This window comes from Sphingobium sp. FG58 (assembly GCF_057809055.1).
Map to the genome: position 1 here is coordinate 15,887 of NZ_JBMDJF010000006.1, position 17,614 is coordinate 33,500.

The following is a 17,614-nucleotide window of genomic DNA, read 5'->3' on the forward strand; positions in this document are numbered from 1 at the left end:
GTCACAACAGACCCGCGCGGGGGTCTTGTCAAGCAGGATCGGATGGGCCGAAGCCGCCACCGCCGGGGGTTTCGATGACGAATATATCGCCTGCCTGCATATTCGCGGTAGCGGTATGGCCGAGCGGTTCGATGCGCCCGTCCGCCCGTTCGATCGCGTTGCGGCCGGGGCTACCCGGCGCGCCGCCAGCCACGCCGAAGGGCGGGACGATGCGGCGGTTGGAGAGAATACCGGCGGTCATATCCTCCAGAAAACGGATGCGCCGGATCGCGCCGTCGCCGCCCTTGTGAAAGCCCAGCCCGCCGGAGCCGGGGCGGATCGAAAATTCTTCCAGCAGCACCGGGAAACGGGTTTCGAGGATTTCGGGATCGGTCAGGCGGCTGTTGGTCATATGGGTCTGCACCACCGCCGCGCCGTCGAAGTCGGGACCGGCGCCGGAGCCGCCCGCGATCGTCTCATAATATTGGTGGCGGGCATTGCCGAAGGTCAGATTGTTCATCGTCCCCTGCGCGCCTGCCATGACACCCAATGCGCCGAACAGCGCGTCGGTGACGACCTGGCTGGTTTCGACATTGCCGGCGACCACGGCGGCGGGATGGCGGGGGCGGAGCATCGAGCCTTCGGGGACAATGATGGTGATGGGCTTCAGGCACCCGTCATTCATCGGCACCGCCTCGTCGATCAGGGTGCGCACGACGTAGAGGACGGCGGCGCGGACGACCGAGACGGGGGCGTTGAAATTGCCGGGAAGCTGGGCCGACGATCCGGTGAAATCGACGGTGGCGGAACAGGTCGCGTGATCAACCCGGACAGTGACCTGGACAATAGCACCATTGTCCATCGCGTAGCTGAATTGGCCGTCGGACAGGCGGGTGATGAGGCGGCGGACGGCGGCTTCGGCCTGGTCCTGGACATGGGCCATATAGGCAGCGACGGTGGCCGGGCCATAATCATTACTTATCCGTAACAATTCTTGACTGCCCCGCGCGCAGGCGGCGATCTGGGCGGTGAGATCGGCGATATTCTGGTCGATATTGCGCGCGGGCCATGGTCCCGACGCCAGCAGCGCGCGTATATCGGCTTCGCGAAACATGCCGCGATCGACCAGCAGCATATTGTCGAGGATGACGCCCTCTTCCTCAACCGATACGCTGCCCGGTGGCATCGATCCGGGGGTGATGCCACCAATATCGGCATGATGGCCGCGCGCCGCGACATAATAAGACGGGGCGGCATCGCTGCCAGTAAACACCGGCATGACGACGGTGACGTCGGGCAGATGGGTGCCGCCATCATAGGGCGCGTTGAGGGCATAGACGTCGCCCGGCTGCATTCCGCGTCCGTCGATCGGTTGCCCGTCCGGCTTGGTCCCGCGCCGCGCCATGATCGTGCGGATACTGTCGCCCATGCTGCCCAGATGGACCGGCATGTGCGGGGCGTTGGCGACGAGATTGCCCGCCGCATCGAACAGCGCGCAGGAAAAATCCAACCGTTCGCGGATATTGACCGAGGAGGCACTGTTCTGAAGCGCGGCCCCCATTTCCTCGGCGATCGCCATGAACAGCCCGCCCATGACTTCGAGCCGGACGGGATCGACGGTGCTGGCGTCGCCGGTCTGCGGCGCGGGGCGTGGGGTGTGGCGGGTGAGGATCAGATTGCCGATCGCGTCGAGCCGGGCGCGCCAGCCCGGTTCGACGGCGGTGGTCGAGACAGGATCGATGATCAGCGCTGGGCCGTCGATGACGCTGGTGAGGGCAAGGCCCGCGCGGTCGTGGACCGGGGCGGTTTCGCCTGCATAGTCGATATGAGCCAGTGGTGGCGCGGGTTGCGCGGCGATGGTGGCGATCGCGCTCATCGCTTCGCTGGTGTCGGCAATCGCCTCGACACGGGCCATGTCGATGAGGATGCGGCCCTGTCCGGCAAAACCGAAGCGGGCGCTGTGCCGGGTCAGGAAATCGGCGCGCATCGCCTCAATGTCCGCCAGCGGCACATCGAACAGGCTGTCGGTCCCGTCATAGCGCAGCCGCAACAGCGTTTCGATCCGGTCGGCCTGGGGCAGGTCGGCGCGGGCGTCTGCGGCGAGGACGGCGAGCGCCTGATCGAGTTGCGCCATATTCTGCGCGTCGAGCGGCAAGGCCAGCGTGCGCTCCCGCACCGCGCGGCGATCGGCCAGCCCCATACCATAGGCGGACAGCACCCCGCCCAGCGGATGGATCATCACCCGGTCCATGCCGAGCGCATCGGCGACCAGACAGGCATGTTGCCCCCCTGCCCCGCCGAAGCTGGCGAGGGTGTAGCGCGTCACATCATGGCCGCGCGCGACCGAGATGCGCTTGATCGCATTGGCCATGCTGGCGACGGCGACGGCGATAAAGCCCTGCGCGGCGTCGCGCACGGTCAGGGTGAGGCCGGTTTCGACCTGCACCTGCGCGCAGATGGCGGCGATGCGGGTTTGCGCCGCGGCGGGATCGAGCGGCTGGTCGCCGTTCGGGCCGAACAGGCTGGGGAAATGATCGGGCTGGATCTTGCCGAGCAGCAGGTTGCAGTCGGTGATGGTGAGCGGCCCGCCGCGCCGGTAGCAGGCCGGCCCTGGCACCGCCCCCGCCGATTCCGGGCCGACGCGAAAGCGGCCATCGACGAAGCTGCAGATCGAGCCGCCGCCCGCCGCGATGGTGTGGATGCGCATCATCGGCGCGCGCAGACGGACGCCCGCGACCCGCGCCTCATTGTCGCGCTCATAGGCACCGGCATAGTGCGACACATCGGTCGATGTGCCGCCCATGTCGAAACCTATGACTTCGCGGAAACCGGCCTGCTCTGCGGTGCGGGCAAGGCCGACAATCCCGCCCGCCGGGCCGGACAATATCGCATCCTTGCCCCGGAACAGGCTGCCGTCGATCAGACCGCCGCTCGACTGCATGAATAGCATGTCGGCCTGATCGCCCAGCGCGTCACGCAGGCCATCGACATAGGCGCGCAGCACGGGCGAGAGATAGGCATCCGCCAACGTGGTGTCGCCGCGCCCGATCAGCTTAATGAGGGGGGCGACATCATGGCTGGTCGAAATCTGGGTGAAGCCGATATCGGCGGCGATCGCAGCGATCGCCTGTTCATGCGCCGGATAGCGATAGCCGTGCATCAGGACGATGGCGATGGCGCGCAGACCGCTGTCATAGGCCGATTGCAGCGCAGAGCGGGCCGCGTCCTGGTCCAGTGGGGTCAGCACCGTGCCATCGGCCATGAGCCGTTCGTGCATTTCCGCCACCTGCGCATATAGCGGGTCGGGCAGGATGATGTGCCGGGCGAACAGCTCTGGCCGATCCTGATAGCCGATGCGCAGCGCGTCGCGGAAGCCGCGCGTGATGGCGAGAAGCGTCGGTTCACCCTTGCGCTCCAGCAGGGCGTTGGTGGCGATGGTGGTGCCGATCCGCAACGAACAGGGTGGGATTGGTCCCTCGCCCGCCCCGGTCAGCCGCCGCACCGCCTCCACCGCCGCGTCGGCATAGCGTTCCGGGTCGCTGGACAGCAATTTGGCGGTGTGCAGCCGCCCGTCAGGGTCGCGCGCCACCACATCGGTAAAGGTGCCGCCGCGATCGATCCAAAATTGCCAGTCCATGGCGCGGGTGATGGCCCTGCGGCGGGCCGATGGCAAGAGCGTGGACTTGCACATGATTGGAACATATAAAGAACATCATGGTCCAAATATCCACCCGTCAAAAACTCGAAATCCTCGCCGATGCGGCCAAATATGATGCGTCCTGCGCCTCGTCCGGCTCCACGAAGCGCGATTCGCGCGGGGGCAAGGGGATCGGATCGACCGAGGGCATGGGGATATGCCATGCCTATGCGCCGGACGGACGTTGCATATCGTTGCTCAAGATATTGCTAACCAATAGCTGCATTTTCGACTGCCATTATTGCATCAACCGCCGGTCGAGCGATGTGCGGCGCGCGCGCTTCACGGTGCAGGAGGTGGTCGACCTGACGCTCAGCTTCTATCGGCGCAATTATATCGAGGGGCTGTTTCTCTCGTCGGGCATCATCGCTTCGTCCGACTATACGATGGAGCAGATGGTGGCGGTGGCCCGCAGCCTGCGTGAGGAGCATGATTTTCGCGGCTATATCCACCTTAAGACCATTCCCGACGCTGACCCTGAACTGTCGCATCAGGCAGGGCTGTTTGCCGATCGTCTGTCGATCAATGTCGAACTGCCGACCCAGGCGGGGCTGGAACGGCTGGCCCCGGAAAAGGATGGCGGGCGGATCGAGGGCGCGATGGCGGGGATGCGCAGCGCGATGGAGGATATGGGCGAGGCGCGGCGCAAATATCGCCACGCGCCGCGCTTTGCCCCTGCCGGCCAATCGACCCAGATGATCGTGGGCGCGGACGATGCCAGCGACAGCGCTATCATCAACCGCGCGAGCAGCCTTTATGACCGGCACCGGTTGCGCCGCGTCTATTATAGCGCCTTTTCGCCGATCCCGTCGCCGAGCGCCGTATTGCCGCTCAAGCGGCCGCCATTGCTGCGCGAACATCGGCTCTATCAGTCGGACTGGATGATGCGCTTTTACGGCTATGCGGCCGACGAAGTGGCGAGTGCGACCGATCCGGTGACGGGATGCTTGCCGCTCGACATCGACCCCAAACTGGCCTGGGCGCTGCGGCATCGCGGGATTTTCCCGGTCGATGTGAACCGCGCGCCACGCGAAATGCTGCTGCGCGTGCCGGGGTTGGGGGTGAAGGCGGTCAACCGCATCCTCGCCAGCCGCCGCCATCGCCGGTTGCGGCTGGACGATGTGGCGCGGCTGACGACGTCGATCAAGAAGCTGCGGCCTTTCCTGATCGCCAGCGACTGGCGACCGGTGCAACTGGCCGATCAGGCGGACCTGCGTCGCCAGATGACCCCTGCCCCCGCCCAGCTCGATCTTTTTTCATGAAAAAGACGCATTTTGCGGTTGATCGCGGGGATGGTTCGTGAAACTCTCAGGGTCAGGTCATCCAAGGGGGTCAGGGTCTTGGCGGCAATGTTCGACAGTCATGCCATGGGCAGCCGCAATGTCGGCTTCGCAAAGCGCATCAGCACGCATCTGGCGGCGGCGCTTGTCACCTTCTGCCTGTTGCAGATATTCATCGTCGCCAAGATGGGCGGATCGCTGGTGCTGCATCTGGGCATCATCGTCGCGATCGGCGGCTTTGCCGTGGCGGCGCGCGGGCTGGAGCGACGCTGGCAGATGCTGGAACGAAGCGACCTGTCGCACAGCGGACTGGCGCTGCGGTTCCGCCGCGACCTGCTCCAGTTGTGGGTTGCCAGCCTGCTCGGCGCGATGCTGTGGATACCAGTCGCGATCATCTTCCGCTTCCTGTTCAGCTGACACGGACCCATTTGCCGGTCCCATCGTTCTCCTCCCCATATCTGGAGGAGACATTGCCATGGCCAACACCACGATTTTCGACCGTCTGAAACAGGATCATGATGCGCATCGCCAGCTGTTCGCCAAAATGGCGGACGCGAAGGACGATGCCGACCGGCTGAAAAAGCTGTTCGACCAGTTCAAGGTCGAGGTGTCGGCTCATGCCGCGGCCGAGGAAGAAACGCTCTACGCCACCATGTTGTCGCGCCCGGACCTGCGCGAGGATGCGCAGCATAGCGTGTCCGAGCATAAGGAAATCGACGATTATCTGGAAGAATTGGACGAGTTGAAATTCGACGGCGAGGCGTGGCGCAAGAAATTTGCGAAGATGAAGGAACGCTACCTCCACCATATCGAGGAGGAAGAGGAAGAGATGTTCCCGACCGCCGCCGAGGATTTGACAGCGGACGAAGAGAAAAAGCTTGGGGCGCTCTTCGCCAAGCGCAAGCCCGCCGAACTGGCCCGCGCCGAGGCTGACAGCTAAAAACGCCATGTATCGCGCGTCGCTGGCCGCCCCGGATGATTTTGACGGCTGGCGGGCGGCGGCGCGTGGCCTGGCTTTGTCCGGGGTCGATCCGGTCGATATCGTGTGGCAGGTCGGGGACGAGAGCGGCGACCTGTTCGCCAGCGATGCGCCTGCGCCGGTCGCGGCGCAGGCGGCTTTCGCGGTGCCGCGCGCCTTTGTCGATCTGGCACAAAGCGCGATCCTGCATCGCGATCCGCAGCGTTTTTCGCTGCTCTACGCGCTGCTGGTGCAGCTGCGCGACCGGCCCGGCACGATGGAGGACAAGGCCGATCCGCTGCTCCGCCGGATCGAGGGGCTGGCCAAGGCGGTGCGGCGCGATATCCACAAGATGCGCGCCTTCGTACGGTTTCGCGCGCTGGAGGATGCGGACGGCACGCGCTTTGTCGCCTGGTTCGAGCCGGAGCAGCATATCGTGCGCGCCAATGCCGGCTTTTTCGTGCGACGCTTTGCGACGATGCGCTGGTCGATCCTGACGCCGGAAGCGAGCATCCACTGGGATGGCGAGACGTTGACGCAGGGGCCAGGCGCAGCACGTGGCGACGCACCGGGGGACGACCCGGTGGAGGAGATATGGAAGGGCTATTATGCAGCCATCTTCAACCCCGCACGGCTGAAAGTGGGCGCGATGCTGTCCGAAATGCCGAAAAAATATTGGCGCAACCTGCCCGAAGCGGCGCTGATTCCCGCGCTGGTCGCGGGCGCACAGGCGCGCGAGGCAGCGATGATCGCCACCGCCCCTGCCCCCGCCAAACGGCCCGGCAACGCGATGGCCGCCTGGACCGCGCTGCGCGAGGACGCGCGCGGCTGCACCCGCTGCCCGCTACACGGCCCCGCGACCCAGACCGTGTTTGGCGAGGGGCCGGTCGATGCGCCCCTGCTGTTCATCGGCGAGCAGCCGGGCGATCAGGAGGATCTGGCCGGGCGGCCCTTCGTCGGTCCGGCGGGGCAATTGTTCGACGCCGCGCTGGCGGAGGCCGGGGTGGATCGGGCGCGGGCCTATGTCACCAATGCGGTCAAGCACTTCAAATATGAGCCGCGCGGCAAGCGCCGCATCCACCAGACCCCGCAGACGGGCGAGGTGCAGGCGTGCCGATGGTGGCTGGAACAGGAACTGGCGCTCGTACGTCCGCGCGTGATCGTGGCGCTGGGCGCAACCGCGGCGCGCGCCCTGCTAGGCAAGGCGGTGGCGATCGGCAAGGTACGAGGTGCCGCGATCCCGCTGGCGGACGGCGCGGAAGCCTGGGTCACGGTGCATCCAAGCTATTTGCTGCGGCTGCCCGACGCGGCCAAAGCGGCGAAGGAGCGGGCGCGGTTTGCGGCGGAGTTGCGCCTTGTAGGAGAGCGGGTGCGGGGGTTGGGGTGAAAGGATTGCATGGGGTGGATGCGGACAGGCTGCTTTGGGGGCGAAACCGGCGTTAATAGCCGTTGTAAACTGCCCAACATCAACGACTGCGTCGCCCATGTGACGAACAAAGGCATTACGAAGCCCGTCGATGTGGCTTTGCCACTTCGTGCGATCCTCGTTCGGATCGACGCCATCAGCCTCAAATAGCCAATTCACAAACTGGTCGGCTGTTACTGTTCCGCTTGCGGGCAGGAAGTCTGTAACATGCAAAGGCCGATCGTTGACGACTGCTCCACACCAACCTCGCTCAACGCAGACCTCATGCATTAACGCATCAAATGGCTCTCGGTTTTGCATCTGTTTATATTAGCAGGTCGGTCGTCTCGTGTCTGCTTTCAGAAACCAAGCTATCTACTCCAAGCGGCAACAAATGGTCGCCAGCGGACGCTCCCCCTCTTCCAACTGCGCCTAACCGCACTGCGTGCGGCAAGGCTTCATATCCTTCTCCCCGGCGGGGAGAAGGAAGCGGCGCGCGCGCCTCTACACCAGCCCCAATTTCGCCAGTTCCCCCAACATCGCGGCTGGCATGGCCGCGGTGGCATCCTCTTCCCCCTCGCCCAGATCGCGCGGGGCGTCCTCCGCCGCCAGATAGCGCCAGCCTTGATGGGCGCGCTTTGGCAGGGGGTGGACGGGGATCAGCGTCGGTTCGAGCCTGATCCAGTGGCGGCCCTGCCCGGTTTCGGCGAAGCCAAGGATCGGGCTGCGGCCGATGATGCGGTGGCCGTGGATCCAGTAGAGCGACCCGCCCGCCATTTCCTCGACCCGCTTGGGCAGATAGCGGGTGGTCAGCCGCGCTTCATCGGCATGGCTTTCCAGCCAGGCTTTTAAGGTGGCGGGGCTTTCGCTCTGGAAGGCGATCTTGGTGATGTGCAGCGGCATGGCGGCGATCTGGGGACGGCGTGGCCGGGGTTCAACGCAGGAACAGAGTAGCTAGCCCCAGGAAGCTGAAAAAGCCGAGTGAATCGGTCATCATCGTCACGAACACGGCGGAGGACACGGCGGGATCGACATTATTGCGTTCCAGCGTGATCGGCACCAGCACCCCCGCCAGCCCCGCGACCAGATTATTGGTCAGGATCGCCGCGCCGAACACCAGCGACAGGTCCATCCGCCCGTAAATCACATAGGAGCCGATGCCGATCAGCGTCCCCAGCGTCGCGCCATTGGTGGCGGCGATGCGGAATTCGCGTCCGATCATCCGCGCGGTGTTGGAACTGGTCAGCTGATTGGTGGCGAGCGCGCGCACGACCACGGCCAGCGTCTGCGTCCCCGCATTGCCGCCCATGCCCGACACGATGCCCATCAAAGCGGCCAGCATCGCGAACCGCTCGATCGTCCCTTCAAACAGGCCGACGACCGAGGCCGCGAGCATGGCAGTGCCAAGGTTCACGACTAGCCAGGTGAGGCGCGCGCGCACCGTCATCAGGATCGGCTCGTTAATGTCGCCCTCACCCGCGCCGGACAGGCGAAGGATATCCTCGCCCGCTTCTTCGGAGATGATGTGGACGACGTCATCGACGGTGATCATGCCGACCAACCGCCCGCTGCCATCGACCACGGCAGCGGAGATGAGCGCATATTTCTGGAAGCGCAGCGCGACTTCCTCCTGATCCATATCGACCGGGATCAACGTCTGTTCGCGCTTCATAAGGTCAGCCATGGCGACGCTGCGCGGACAGGTGAGTATCCAGCTGAGCTGGCAATAGCCGATCGGCCGATGCTTGGCATCGACGACGTAGATTTCCCAGAAATCGGTGGTCAGGTCGCCATGGTCGCGCAGATAGTCGATCACCTGACCCACGGTCATATGTTCAGGCACCGCGACCAGATCGCGCTGCATCAGGCGGCCGGCGGATTCCTCCGGGTAAGACAGTGCGCTTTCGATCGCGGCGCGATCTTCCGGGTCGAGTGCCTCAAGGACGGCCTGCTGATCGGCATCGTCCATATCCTCGATCATGGCGACGGCGTCGTCAGTATCGAGTTCGGACGCGAATTCGGCGACCTGTTCGGGCGCGAGATCGCCGATCAGATCGTCGCGGACATAGTCGTTGAGTTCGGACAGGACTTCCGCGCCGACCAGATCGCCCAGCGCCGCAGCGACTTCGCCGCGCCGGTCGGCAGGCGTCAGTTCCAGAAGGTCGGCAATGTCGGCGGGGTGCAACGGCGAGACAAGTTCGCGCGCACGTTCGGCGTCGCCTTCCTCCACCGCGTCCAGCACGGCGGAGACGAATTCTGGCTTTAGCCGGTCATCCTCATCATGGCGCGATTCTGCCGCGGCAGCGATCGCTTCGTCTGCGTCATCCCCGTCCAACAGGGGCTGGGCTGTGTCGCCGCGCTCGCTCATGGCGCCCCCTACTGTCCGGTTCCTGTTGCATTGCGATCCTTTCGCCCATGCACAATATAATTGCAATGGCGCAGAGGGACCGGAAGCCCAAAACACGGGCTTCCATCATGACTTGCAGCCTCTATATGGGTGCCAGCACTAACCCATCCCCCCAATGAGAGGATTTTTCATGGCTGACGATACCCTGACCCTTAGCCTCGACAGTGGCGGCGACGTCGTCATCAAGCTGCGGCCCGACCTGGCCCCCGGCCATGTCGAGCGCATCACCACGCTGGCCAAGGACGGTTTCTACGACGGCGTCGTGTTCCACCGCGTCATCCCCGGCTTCATGGCGCAGGGCGGCGACCCGACCGGCACCGGCATGGGCGGATCGAAGCTGCCCGACATCAAGGCCGAGTTCAGCCGCGAAAAGCATATCCGTGGCGTCTGCTCGATGGCGCGTTCGTCCAACCCGAACAGCGCCAACAGCCAGTTCTTCATCTGCTTTGACGATGCCACCTTCCTGGACGGTCAGTACACCGTCTGGGGCGAAGTGACGTCGGGCATGGAACATGTCGACGCGCTGCCCAAGGGCGAGCCGCCGCGTACGCCGGGCAAGATCGTCAAGGCGACCGTCGCCTGATTGGCTGAAAGGCTGAACAAAAGGCCCGCCTCCAGAGCATGGAGGCGGGCCTTTTTGTTTGGGCGATGACATCAGCTATCACCGTTCGTCCCCCGCCTTCGCGGGGGCAGGCTCTGAGTAGACGCTGAGCGAAGTCGAAGCGGCATATCGAAGGACAAGCGCCACATGCTTCGATACGCGCCTTCGACAGGCTCAGTCTCTACTCAGCACGAACGGCGGTTGGTAAACTCAACGCAACGCCATTAACGCCCGCCCGCCATCCCGTCGGTCGCGGAAACGGCCTGTGCCGCCTCTGCCCCATTGCCCGCCGCCTCGACAACCGGCGCGGTGTAAGGCCCGATCCTCTCGATATGCCAGCGGCGCTGTTCGGCGGTTGAGCCGGGGACGTCGTTCACCCGGCGCAATATCACCTGGCGCAGCGCGTACCAGGGCTTGCCATTGGCGGCCAGGCGTCCGTAAATCTGCACCGGCACGCTGACATAGAGCGATCCTGCCGCCCCCTCCGGTTCGCTGGGTGCGCCGATATTGGCGTGAATTTCGCTGAAGCCCCGGAAGCGCGCGGCGAAATGGGCGTCGTCCTGCTGGCCGATCGCGCCGGTGGGGTTCCACAGATCCTGTGCGTCCTCGAACCGTTTTTCCTCCAGCAGGCCATAATAGCCCTGCACCACCTGCGCCGCGCCCTGCCCACTGTCGGGGTCGATCGTGCCTTCCGCCAGCGGGGTGCGGTCATCGGGGAGGCCGCCCGGTGTTCCGGGGGCTGGCGGAGTGAGTGGTTCCATGACCGCCATCGCTTCGGCGCGGACGTTATTTTCCACCTGCACCGCATTGGCGCCATTGGCGAGATTATTAATCGCGCTCTCCTCCCGCCCGTCGCAGGCCGCGACGAGCAGGAGGGAGAGCAAAGCGGTGGCCTGTACCGGACCCCGCATCAGTCAGGGCGTTCCTGCCGCGAGGCACCGGGCGCGCGTGAGCGGACGGCACGTTCGGACGGGGCCGGACGGGCGCTCCAGTCGCGCTGCGGACGGGGCTGGTTCATTTGCGGACGCGTCTGGGGCTGGCGCAGGCCCGGCTGGGGCGTTGGGCGCACTGCGTCATTGCCGCGCCAGTTGCCACGACCGCGCGGGGAGTCCGTCCCCTGCGGCGGACGGGGGCGATTGGTCCAGTTCTGGCCATTGCCGGGCTGGCCATCGCGGCCCTGCCAGCGCCCATCTCGATCATCCCGGCCATCGCGACCGTCACGATCGCGGCCGCGCCATTGGCCATAGTTGCGGTCGTCCCGTCGATCATCGCGACGCTCTGCCCGGCGGCCTTCCCAATAGCGGCGCTGACCGTCATTCCAGCGCTGTCGGCGTCCGGCGCGGTCGTACACATAGTAGCCGGTGCCCGGATAATAATAATTATCATACCAGCCATTATAGAGGCCGGGCTGATAATAGCCGGTCGGGCCATAATAACCGTCGCCATAATAGCCGCCACCGCCATAATAACCGGTGCCGACACTCACGCCGCCATATCCATAGCCATCATCATAAGCGCAGCCGCCCAGTGCCAGCGCGCCTGCCAGTCCCATCACGGCCAGAATCCGATGTCGGAAGCCCGTCATCGTCTTTCTCCTCTTCTCCATCTGATCATGGCGTAACGCCCGGCGGTTGAATTGGTTGTGAATGGATTTGGGGCGCTGCGTCCAGCGTTTATCGCAGGTTCAGATAAGCCGGGTTTTGTTCATCGGGGCGACAGAAAGCGTGTTGTTTCCGTCACATAATCGCCTTTTGCCCGATTTTTATGATCCGTTCAGGAAACCTTCGGACAGGGCCGGTCATTTATCCCCCGTCGCCTGAGCCGCTTGCAGCGCTCGTTCGTGCGACCCGGCGGGTCCACACCGTCGCACCAATCCACAACAGAAAAAGGGTCATACCCATGAAGACACTGCTTTTGACGGCAGTTGCTGCCGCGTCCTTCGTTCCTGCCGCCATGGCCCAGGATCAGGCTGGTTCCCCCAGTCGCATCGAGCCTTATGTCGGCGTGATGGGCGGCGTGCATAATTTCGACAGCGAAACCGGCAAGGAAGGCATCCCGCCGGTCGGCTATAAGGGCCGCATGGTCGAAGGCGTCGCAGGCGTGAACTATAATGTCGCAGGCCCGCTGGTCGTCGGCGTCGAAGGCACCGCGTCCAAGGGCGTGTCGGGCGATATCGACTGGGAATATGGCGCGGCAGGCCGGGTCGGCGTGAAGGCGGGCAAGGACAGCCTGATCTTCGGCAAGGTCGGTTATAAATGGGTCAATTTCGACGCGCTTGGCCCCGATAGCCCGGACTATCATGGGACCACCTATGGCGCGGGCGTCGAATTGTCGGCCGCAGACATGGGCGGTTCAGCCGCCAGCAGCAACATCCGTTTCCGGGTTCAGGCCGACACGATGGGCAATTTCCGATCGATCCGCCCGATGGCTGGTGTCGTCACGAAGTTTTAAAAGGTTTGGCGGGCTGTAACGGCCCGCCCCACCGGCCAATCCCCGACCAGGGTCCACCCTGATCAGGGACTGGGGTCCGGGACGGCGCATTGGACTGCCGCCGTCCCGGATTCGCCCCCCTAGCCGCTGTTCCGCAGTGCCGTTGCGATTGCGTTGATCGACAGTTCGATGCCTTCCTTGATGCGCGGATCATCCTCACCCGCGCGATGGCGCTTCAAAAGTTCTACCTGGAGCAGATTGAGCGGCTCGATATAGGGTAGCCGCAAGCGGATAGAGGTTTCCAGCGTCGGATTCTTTTCCAGCAGGCGGCTCTGCCCGGTCACGGCGAGCAGTCCGTCATGGGTCTGCGCCCAACCCTCGCGGATGCGGCCGAACAGCCGTTCGGCCGGTGCCTGATCCTCCACCAGCGGCAGATAATGGGCCGCGATGCCAAGGTCCGACTTGGCGAGTACCATTTCCAGATTGCCCATCGCGGATTTCAGGAACGACCAGCTTTGCGCCATGTCGGTGAGCAGCGCCTTGTCCTCGAACGCGGCGATCGCATGGCCCACGCCGTACCAGCCCGGCAGCATCACCCGCGCCTGCGCCCAGCTGAATACCCAGGGAATGGCGCGCAAATCCTCGATTGCCGTGCTTTTGGTGCGGCTGGCAGGACGGGAGCCGATCTTGAGGCCGGAGATTTCCTGGATCGGCGTAAGCTGCCGGAAAAATTCCTTGAACCCCTCCGTGCCGTAAACCAGATCGCGATAGGCGTTGAAGGCGTTTTTGGACAGCTCGTCCATCGCGCCTGCAAAACGCGCGGCATCCTTGTCCGAAATCCCCTCCGGCTCCAGACTGGCGAGCAGGGTCGCGCTGGTCATCGCCTCCAAATTGGTCATGGCGACATCGCGCGAACCGAATTTCGCCGCGATCATCTCGCCCTGTTCGGTGATGCGGATGCGCCCCTGCACCGTGCCTCTGGGTTGCGCCTGGATCGCGGCGAAGGCGGAGCCGCCGCCGCGCCCGACAGCGCCGCCGCGGCCGTGGAACAGCTGCATCGCTGCGCCGGCATCGGCAAAGACCGGCTCCAGCGCCTTGCTCGCCTTGAACAGGCTCCAGGTCGACGTGATGTAGCCGCCATCCTTGTTACTGTCCGAATAGCCGATCATCACTTCCTGATGCCCGCGCTGCTTCACCACCCCGGCAATTTCGGGCAGGCCGAAATAGGCGGACATGATTTGCGGCGCGGCCTCAAGGTCGGCGATGGTTTCGAATAGCGGGATCGACATGATCGACGCCTGCGGCGGCGCGCCATCGACACCGGCGCGCCACAGCCCCGCTTCCTTGAGCAGGATGTTGACCTCCAGCAGGTCCGACACGCTTTCCGCCTTGGAAATGATATAATGGGTGATGCAGGCGGGCCCGTAGATGCGGTGCGCTTCGGCAGCGGCGTGGACGATCGCCAGTTCGGATGCGGTCTCCTCCGAATAATCGGCAAAGCGCGACCCCAGCGGGCGATTGTTCGCCAGTTCCCGGCGCAGCAGCGCGATGCGGGCATATTCGTCGAGCGCGGCATAGTCCGGCTCGACCCCCGCGACTTTCAGCAGTTCGGCGACGACGCGCTGATGCACATCGCTATTCTGGCGCATGTCGAGCGTGGCGAGATGGAAGCCGAACGTTTCGACCGCGCGGATCAGGCGGCCAAGCGCGCCCCCGCTCGCCAGTGCGCCATTGCCCTCGCTCGCCAGACCCTGCGCCACGGTGACGAGATCGCGGCGGAAATCGGCGGGGCTGGCATAGGCCGCCCCTTTAAGGCTGGAGGGGCGCGGCGGCTGGCCACCGGTCAGCGTCGCATAGGTCGCGGCCAACCGGGCGTAGATGCCCGAAATGGCGCGACGATAGGGTTCGTCCTGACGGCTGGGCGATGCGTCACCGCTGGCGTCGGCAATGTCCAGCACCGCCTGGGGCACATGGGCGAGTTCGGTCGAGAGCGAGAGTTCAGCGCCCAGCGCATGGAGCGAATCGAGATAATAGGCGAGCGCCGCCTGCGCCCCGCGCTTGAGCGCGAACTCCAACTGGGGCGCCTGCACGAAGGGATTGCCATCGCGGTCGCCGCCGATCCAGCTGCCCACGCGCAGGAAACTTTGCGGGCGGGCGCCCAGCACCCGCTCCCACCGGGCATAGAGTGCGGGCAGCACCGGCAGGAAGGTGTCGCGGAAATAGGCGAGGACATTGTCGATCTCATCCGCGACGAACAATTTTTCGCGGCGCAGCGGGCGGGTCTGCCACAGCAGGGCGATCTGGCGGAAGATCGCCTCGTCCAGATTTTCGCCATCGTCCGTCTCTTCGCGGCCCGCATCCTTGAGCAGCATCAGGTCGGCGATGCGGTTCTTGTGATCGATCATGCTCTTGCGCCGCACCTCGGTCGGGTGGGCGGTGAGGACGGGGACGATCAGCGAGTGCGACAACAGACCCAGCACGGCGTCGCGATCAATGCCATGCGAATCCAGCCGGGCGATGGCCGACGCGACATCGGCCCCCGGTTCGGCCGCGATCCCCTGCCGGTCCTCCGCCAGATTGGCGAGCATCGAAAAGAGCATGAAACCGCGCACGAAATTGAGCGTGTCGTCGAGGCTGAGCGCATCCAGCCCGGTGTCGACAAAGTCCGCCCCCTGAATCCCCCGCGCCCGATCGACCGAGGCGGAGCGGATATATTCGGTCTGGCGATAAAGGCTTTCCCCGCCATAGGCCCGGATCACGTCGCCCAGCAGGCGCCCCAGATAGCGAATGTCAGGGTTCTGCGTGATCGCAGGAGCGGACGGTGTGGAGGAGAGAGTCGCCATGGTAACGATGCTGCATTGCAACAGGGAATGGGTCAAGCAGTTCCCATCGCTTTGCAGCCGGGTTCAGGCCGCCTTGAGCGCCTCGATCAGGCGTCCGAACTCAGCCTGCACCTGTTCGACCCCTTGTCGCACGGCTGCGCCCTGCGCACGGGTCGTGGCGGCAGCCTGTGCCGAATGCCGCAGTGCATCGGAAATCGCATCGACCGCCTGATTGGTCGCGCCCGCATCCAGCGCGACCGAACGGGAAACGCGCTGAATATCCTCGACCGACGCAAGCTGTTGCTGGGCAGAGGATGCGGCCACCCCGATCGCCTCGACCAGACTGGCCAGAACAGTGTCGACCGACCCGACCAGCGCGAACGTCTGCTCCGCGGCCTGCTCGATACCGTCCGCGCGCGCCTGAATTTCGCGCGTGGTCTGGGCCGTCTGGGCGGCCAGCGCCTTGACTTCATTGGCGACGATCACGAAGCCGCGCCCCGCTTCCCCGGCGCGGGCCGCCTCGATCGTCGCGTTGAGCGCCAGAAGATTGGTCTGGCCGGTAATTTCCGCGATCAGCTTGGTGGCTTCGTTGACGCTGCCGACATGACGACGCAGATTATCATTGGCGTGGTGCGCGGCGGCCGACTGGCCACTGGCGGTTGCCGCCGATTCGCGGATGTCATAGGCGGTGCCGGTGAAAGCACCGATCGATGCGGTCAGTTCGTCAATGGTCGCGGTAATCGCCTGGGCCGACCCGGCGGTATCGCGTGCGCGCGCGGTTACGGTATCGACATGCCGCTGCTGCTCGTCGATCGTGCGCATCGTATCGTCGGCGCTATGTTCAAGCGCGGCGGCCGTTTCGAACAATCGGGTCACTAGCACGGCCATGGACCGCTCCAGCGCCTCCGCTATCACGCGCCCGTTGCGCCGCAATTCTTCCTGATGTCGCCGTTCCTCGGTCGCGACCTGATCGGCACTGGCTGCCAGTGCCTGCCGCGCGGCTTCAGCCTGCACCAGTGCGTCGCTGGCCTGCTGGGCGGCGGTGCGCGCTTCGTTTTCCGCATCGCGCGAGTGCCGGACCTGCTTGCGCAAAGCCCCATGCGCCGCCACCAGCCGCCATGCCAGCCAGCCCGACATGGCTAGGAATGTCAGGATGATGGCGGTCACGGCGGGCATGATCTGGCGCAACGCCTTGGCCCCGGCCGATGATCGGCGCCATTCCACCTGCCCCAGCACCTGGCCGGTAATATCCTTGACCCGAATCCCGTTTTCGGTGTCCCCGGTGGTGCCGACATTCCATTTCAGCGACAATTGATTGGTACGGCTCATATCCGCCAGAAGGGTCGCGTCGATCGGCTTGGTCAATACCAGATAGCGCAGATCCCCGGACGGCAGGCGGGCGACGTCTTTCCATGGCGTGATCGCGCGGACGGCCAGGATCACCGCTTGCCCCTGCAACCGGGCAAAACGCACGATCGCCTGACGCTCGCCCAGTGCGGCGCGATGGCTCTGCGGCAGCGCCGCCATCACATCATGCAAGACAGGCAGGGCCAGCGCTTGGTCCAGCGGCAGGCGGGGGGCGCGCCGGGGCAGTTCGCTGCCCGCCGCCGCCCAGACGGTGCGTCCACGAACATCAAGCACATAGGCATCGGCCACTTCGGTAGCGAGGTTGCTTTCGGCCCATTCCCTGTTGAATCCGCCATAAACATGGTCGACCGCATCGTCCCAGCGCGCCGACGCCATGACGGCATCGGCCAGTGCCGCGCGCTCACGCAGCAACGCGCCATTGACGACGCGATGGAGGTAGGCGTCGGCATTGCGTTCGATCTGGGCGCTGAGCAGGCCAAGGAGGATGGCGGTGCCGATTATGGCCAGCAGGATGACGCCGCCAAGCGGCACCATCGTGTCCCCTAAATTGTTGCTGCCCGCCAGCAATGCACGCCTGCGCAACATGTGTCGGGCCTGAAAGAGGAGGGACTTCTTTACCATCTTCTCACGGTTAACGCAGACTGGTTGAAAATTGGTGAGCAAGCTT

The 17,614-nt window shown here is 64.7% G+C and carries 13 protein-coding genes; 6 read left to right on the forward strand and 7 right to left on the reverse strand.

Annotation, left to right across the window (positions count from 1 at the left end):
• Positions 1-28 precede the first annotated feature (28 nt).
• Positions 29-3,616 (reverse strand): hydantoinase B/oxoprolinase family protein, encoded by a 3,588-nt coding sequence (locus ACODR8_RS09235; RefSeq protein WP_489006977.1) that lies wholly within the window; start codon positions 3,614-3,616, stop codon positions 29-31.
• A 77-nt stretch (positions 3,617-3,693) separates the two neighbouring features.
• Here ACODR8_RS09235 and ACODR8_RS09240 point away from each other — a divergent pair, with 77 nt between their 5' ends.
• The 4 genes from ACODR8_RS09240 to ACODR8_RS09255 all read left to right on the forward strand — a co-directional run bounded on the left by ACODR8_RS09240 (position 3,694) and on the right by ACODR8_RS09255 (position 7,301).
• Positions 3,694-4,938, forward strand: coding sequence for a putative DNA modification/repair radical SAM protein (locus ACODR8_RS09240; RefSeq protein WP_489006978.1), 1,245 nt, complete (start codon positions 3,694-3,696; stop codon positions 4,936-4,938).
• Between the two features lie 87 nt (positions 4,939-5,025).
• Complete coding sequence (locus tag ACODR8_RS09245) at positions 5,026-5,373, forward strand: hypothetical protein (protein ID WP_489006979.1); 348 nt, start codon at positions 5,026-5,028, stop codon at positions 5,371-5,373.
• Between the two features lie 58 nt (positions 5,374-5,431).
• On the forward strand, positions 5,432-5,896 hold the full coding sequence (locus tag ACODR8_RS09250) for a hemerythrin domain-containing protein (RefSeq protein WP_489006980.1): 465 nt from the start codon (positions 5,432-5,434) through the stop codon (positions 5,894-5,896).
• Positions 5,897-5,903: 7 nt separating this feature from the next.
• Positions 5,904-7,301 carry a UdgX family uracil-DNA binding protein gene (locus tag ACODR8_RS09255; RefSeq protein WP_489006981.1) on the forward strand — a complete coding sequence of 466 codons (1,398 nt, stop codon included), beginning with the start codon at positions 5,904-5,906 and terminating at the stop codon, positions 7,299-7,301.
• Positions 7,302-7,823: 522 nt separating this feature from the next.
• Here the strand turns inward: ACODR8_RS09255 and ACODR8_RS09260 are convergent.
• A complete protein-coding gene (locus tag ACODR8_RS09260; RefSeq protein ID WP_489006982.1) occupies positions 7,824-8,222 on the reverse strand; it encodes a DUF1489 family protein in 399 nt (132 codons plus the stop codon).
• Positions 8,223-8,253: 31 nt separating this feature from the next.
• Entirely contained in the window at positions 8,254-9,687 is a 1,434-nt protein-coding gene (mgtE, locus tag ACODR8_RS09265) for a magnesium transporter (RefSeq protein WP_489006983.1), read from the reverse strand.
• A gap of 169 nt (positions 9,688-9,856) precedes the next feature.
• On the opposite strand from mgtE, the gene ACODR8_RS09270 reads away from it, so the two are divergent.
• A complete protein-coding gene (locus ACODR8_RS09270) occupies positions 9,857-10,309 on the forward strand; it encodes a peptidylprolyl isomerase (protein WP_119747068.1) in 453 nt (150 codons plus the stop codon).
• 242 nt (positions 10,310-10,551) lie between these two features.
• On the opposite strand, the gene ACODR8_RS09275 is transcribed toward ACODR8_RS09270, so the two are convergent.
• Both ACODR8_RS09275 and ACODR8_RS09280 read right to left on the reverse strand, forming a co-directional pair.
• On the reverse strand, positions 10,552-11,238 hold the full coding sequence (locus ACODR8_RS09275; RefSeq protein ID WP_489006984.1) for a hypothetical protein: 687 nt from the start codon (positions 11,236-11,238) through the stop codon (positions 10,552-10,554).
• Complete coding sequence (locus ACODR8_RS09280) at positions 11,238-11,912, reverse strand: peptidase (RefSeq protein ID WP_489006985.1); 675 nt, start codon at positions 11,910-11,912, stop codon at positions 11,238-11,240. Before ACODR8_RS09280 ends, ACODR8_RS09275 begins: the two co-directional genes overlap by 1 nt.
• Positions 11,913-12,226: 314 nt before the next feature.
• On the opposite strand from ACODR8_RS09280, the gene ACODR8_RS09285 reads away from it, so the two are divergent.
• Positions 12,227-12,778 carry an outer membrane protein gene (locus tag ACODR8_RS09285; RefSeq protein ID WP_489006986.1) on the forward strand — a complete coding sequence of 184 codons (552 nt, stop codon included), beginning with the start codon at positions 12,227-12,229 and terminating at the stop codon, positions 12,776-12,778.
• Between the two features lie 119 nt (positions 12,779-12,897).
• Here ACODR8_RS09285 and ppc read toward each other — a convergent pair whose 3' ends face one another.
• Both ppc and ACODR8_RS09295 read right to left on the reverse strand, forming a co-directional pair.
• Positions 12,898-15,600, reverse strand: coding sequence for a phosphoenolpyruvate carboxylase (ppc, locus tag ACODR8_RS09290; RefSeq protein ID WP_489006987.1), 2,703 nt, complete (start codon positions 15,598-15,600; stop codon positions 12,898-12,900).
• 63 nt (positions 15,601-15,663) lie between these two features.
• A complete protein-coding gene (locus ACODR8_RS09295) occupies positions 15,664-17,532 on the reverse strand; it encodes a methyl-accepting chemotaxis protein (protein ID WP_489006988.1) in 1,869 nt (622 codons plus the stop codon).
• Positions 17,533-17,614 lie beyond the last annotated feature (82 nt).

Coding starts and splice junctions, on each gene's coding strand:
- mgtE (WP_489006983.1), bottom strand. CDS start 9,687: ATGAGCGAGCGCGGCGACACAGCCCAGCCCCTGTTGGACGGGGATGAC.
- ACODR8_RS09275 (WP_489006984.1), bottom strand. CDS start 11,238: ATGCGGGGTCCGGTACAGGCCACCGCTTTGCTCTCCCTCCTGCTCGTC.
- ACODR8_RS09285 (WP_489006986.1), top strand. CDS start 12,227: ATGAAGACACTGCTTTTGACGGCAGTTGCTGCCGCGTCCTTCGTTCCT.
- ACODR8_RS09250 (WP_489006980.1), top strand. CDS start 5,432: ATGGCCAACACCACGATTTTCGACCGTCTGAAACAGGATCATGATGCG.
- ACODR8_RS09245 (WP_489006979.1), top strand. CDS start 5,026: ATGTTCGACAGTCATGCCATGGGCAGCCGCAATGTCGGCTTCGCAAAG.
- ACODR8_RS09270 (WP_119747068.1), top strand. CDS start 9,857: ATGGCTGACGATACCCTGACCCTTAGCCTCGACAGTGGCGGCGACGTC.
- ACODR8_RS09255 (WP_489006981.1), top strand. CDS start 5,904: ATGTATCGCGCGTCGCTGGCCGCCCCGGATGATTTTGACGGCTGGCGG.
- ACODR8_RS09260 (WP_489006982.1), bottom strand. CDS start 8,222: ATGCCGCTGCACATCACCAAGATCGCCTTCCAGAGCGAAAGCCCCGCC.
- ACODR8_RS09295 (WP_489006988.1), bottom strand. CDS start 17,532: ATGTTGCGCAGGCGTGCATTGCTGGCGGGCAGCAACAATTTAGGGGAC.
- ACODR8_RS09235 (WP_489006977.1), bottom strand. CDS start 3,616: ATGGACTGGCAATTTTGGATCGATCGCGGCGGCACCTTTACCGATGTG.
- ACODR8_RS09240 (WP_489006978.1), top strand. CDS start 3,694: ATGGTCCAAATATCCACCCGTCAAAAACTCGAAATCCTCGCCGATGCG.
- ppc (WP_489006987.1), bottom strand. CDS start 15,600: ATGGCGACTCTCTCCTCCACACCGTCCGCTCCTGCGATCACGCAGAAC.
- ACODR8_RS09280 (WP_489006985.1), bottom strand. CDS start 11,912: ATGACGGGCTTCCGACATCGGATTCTGGCCGTGATGGGACTGGCAGGC.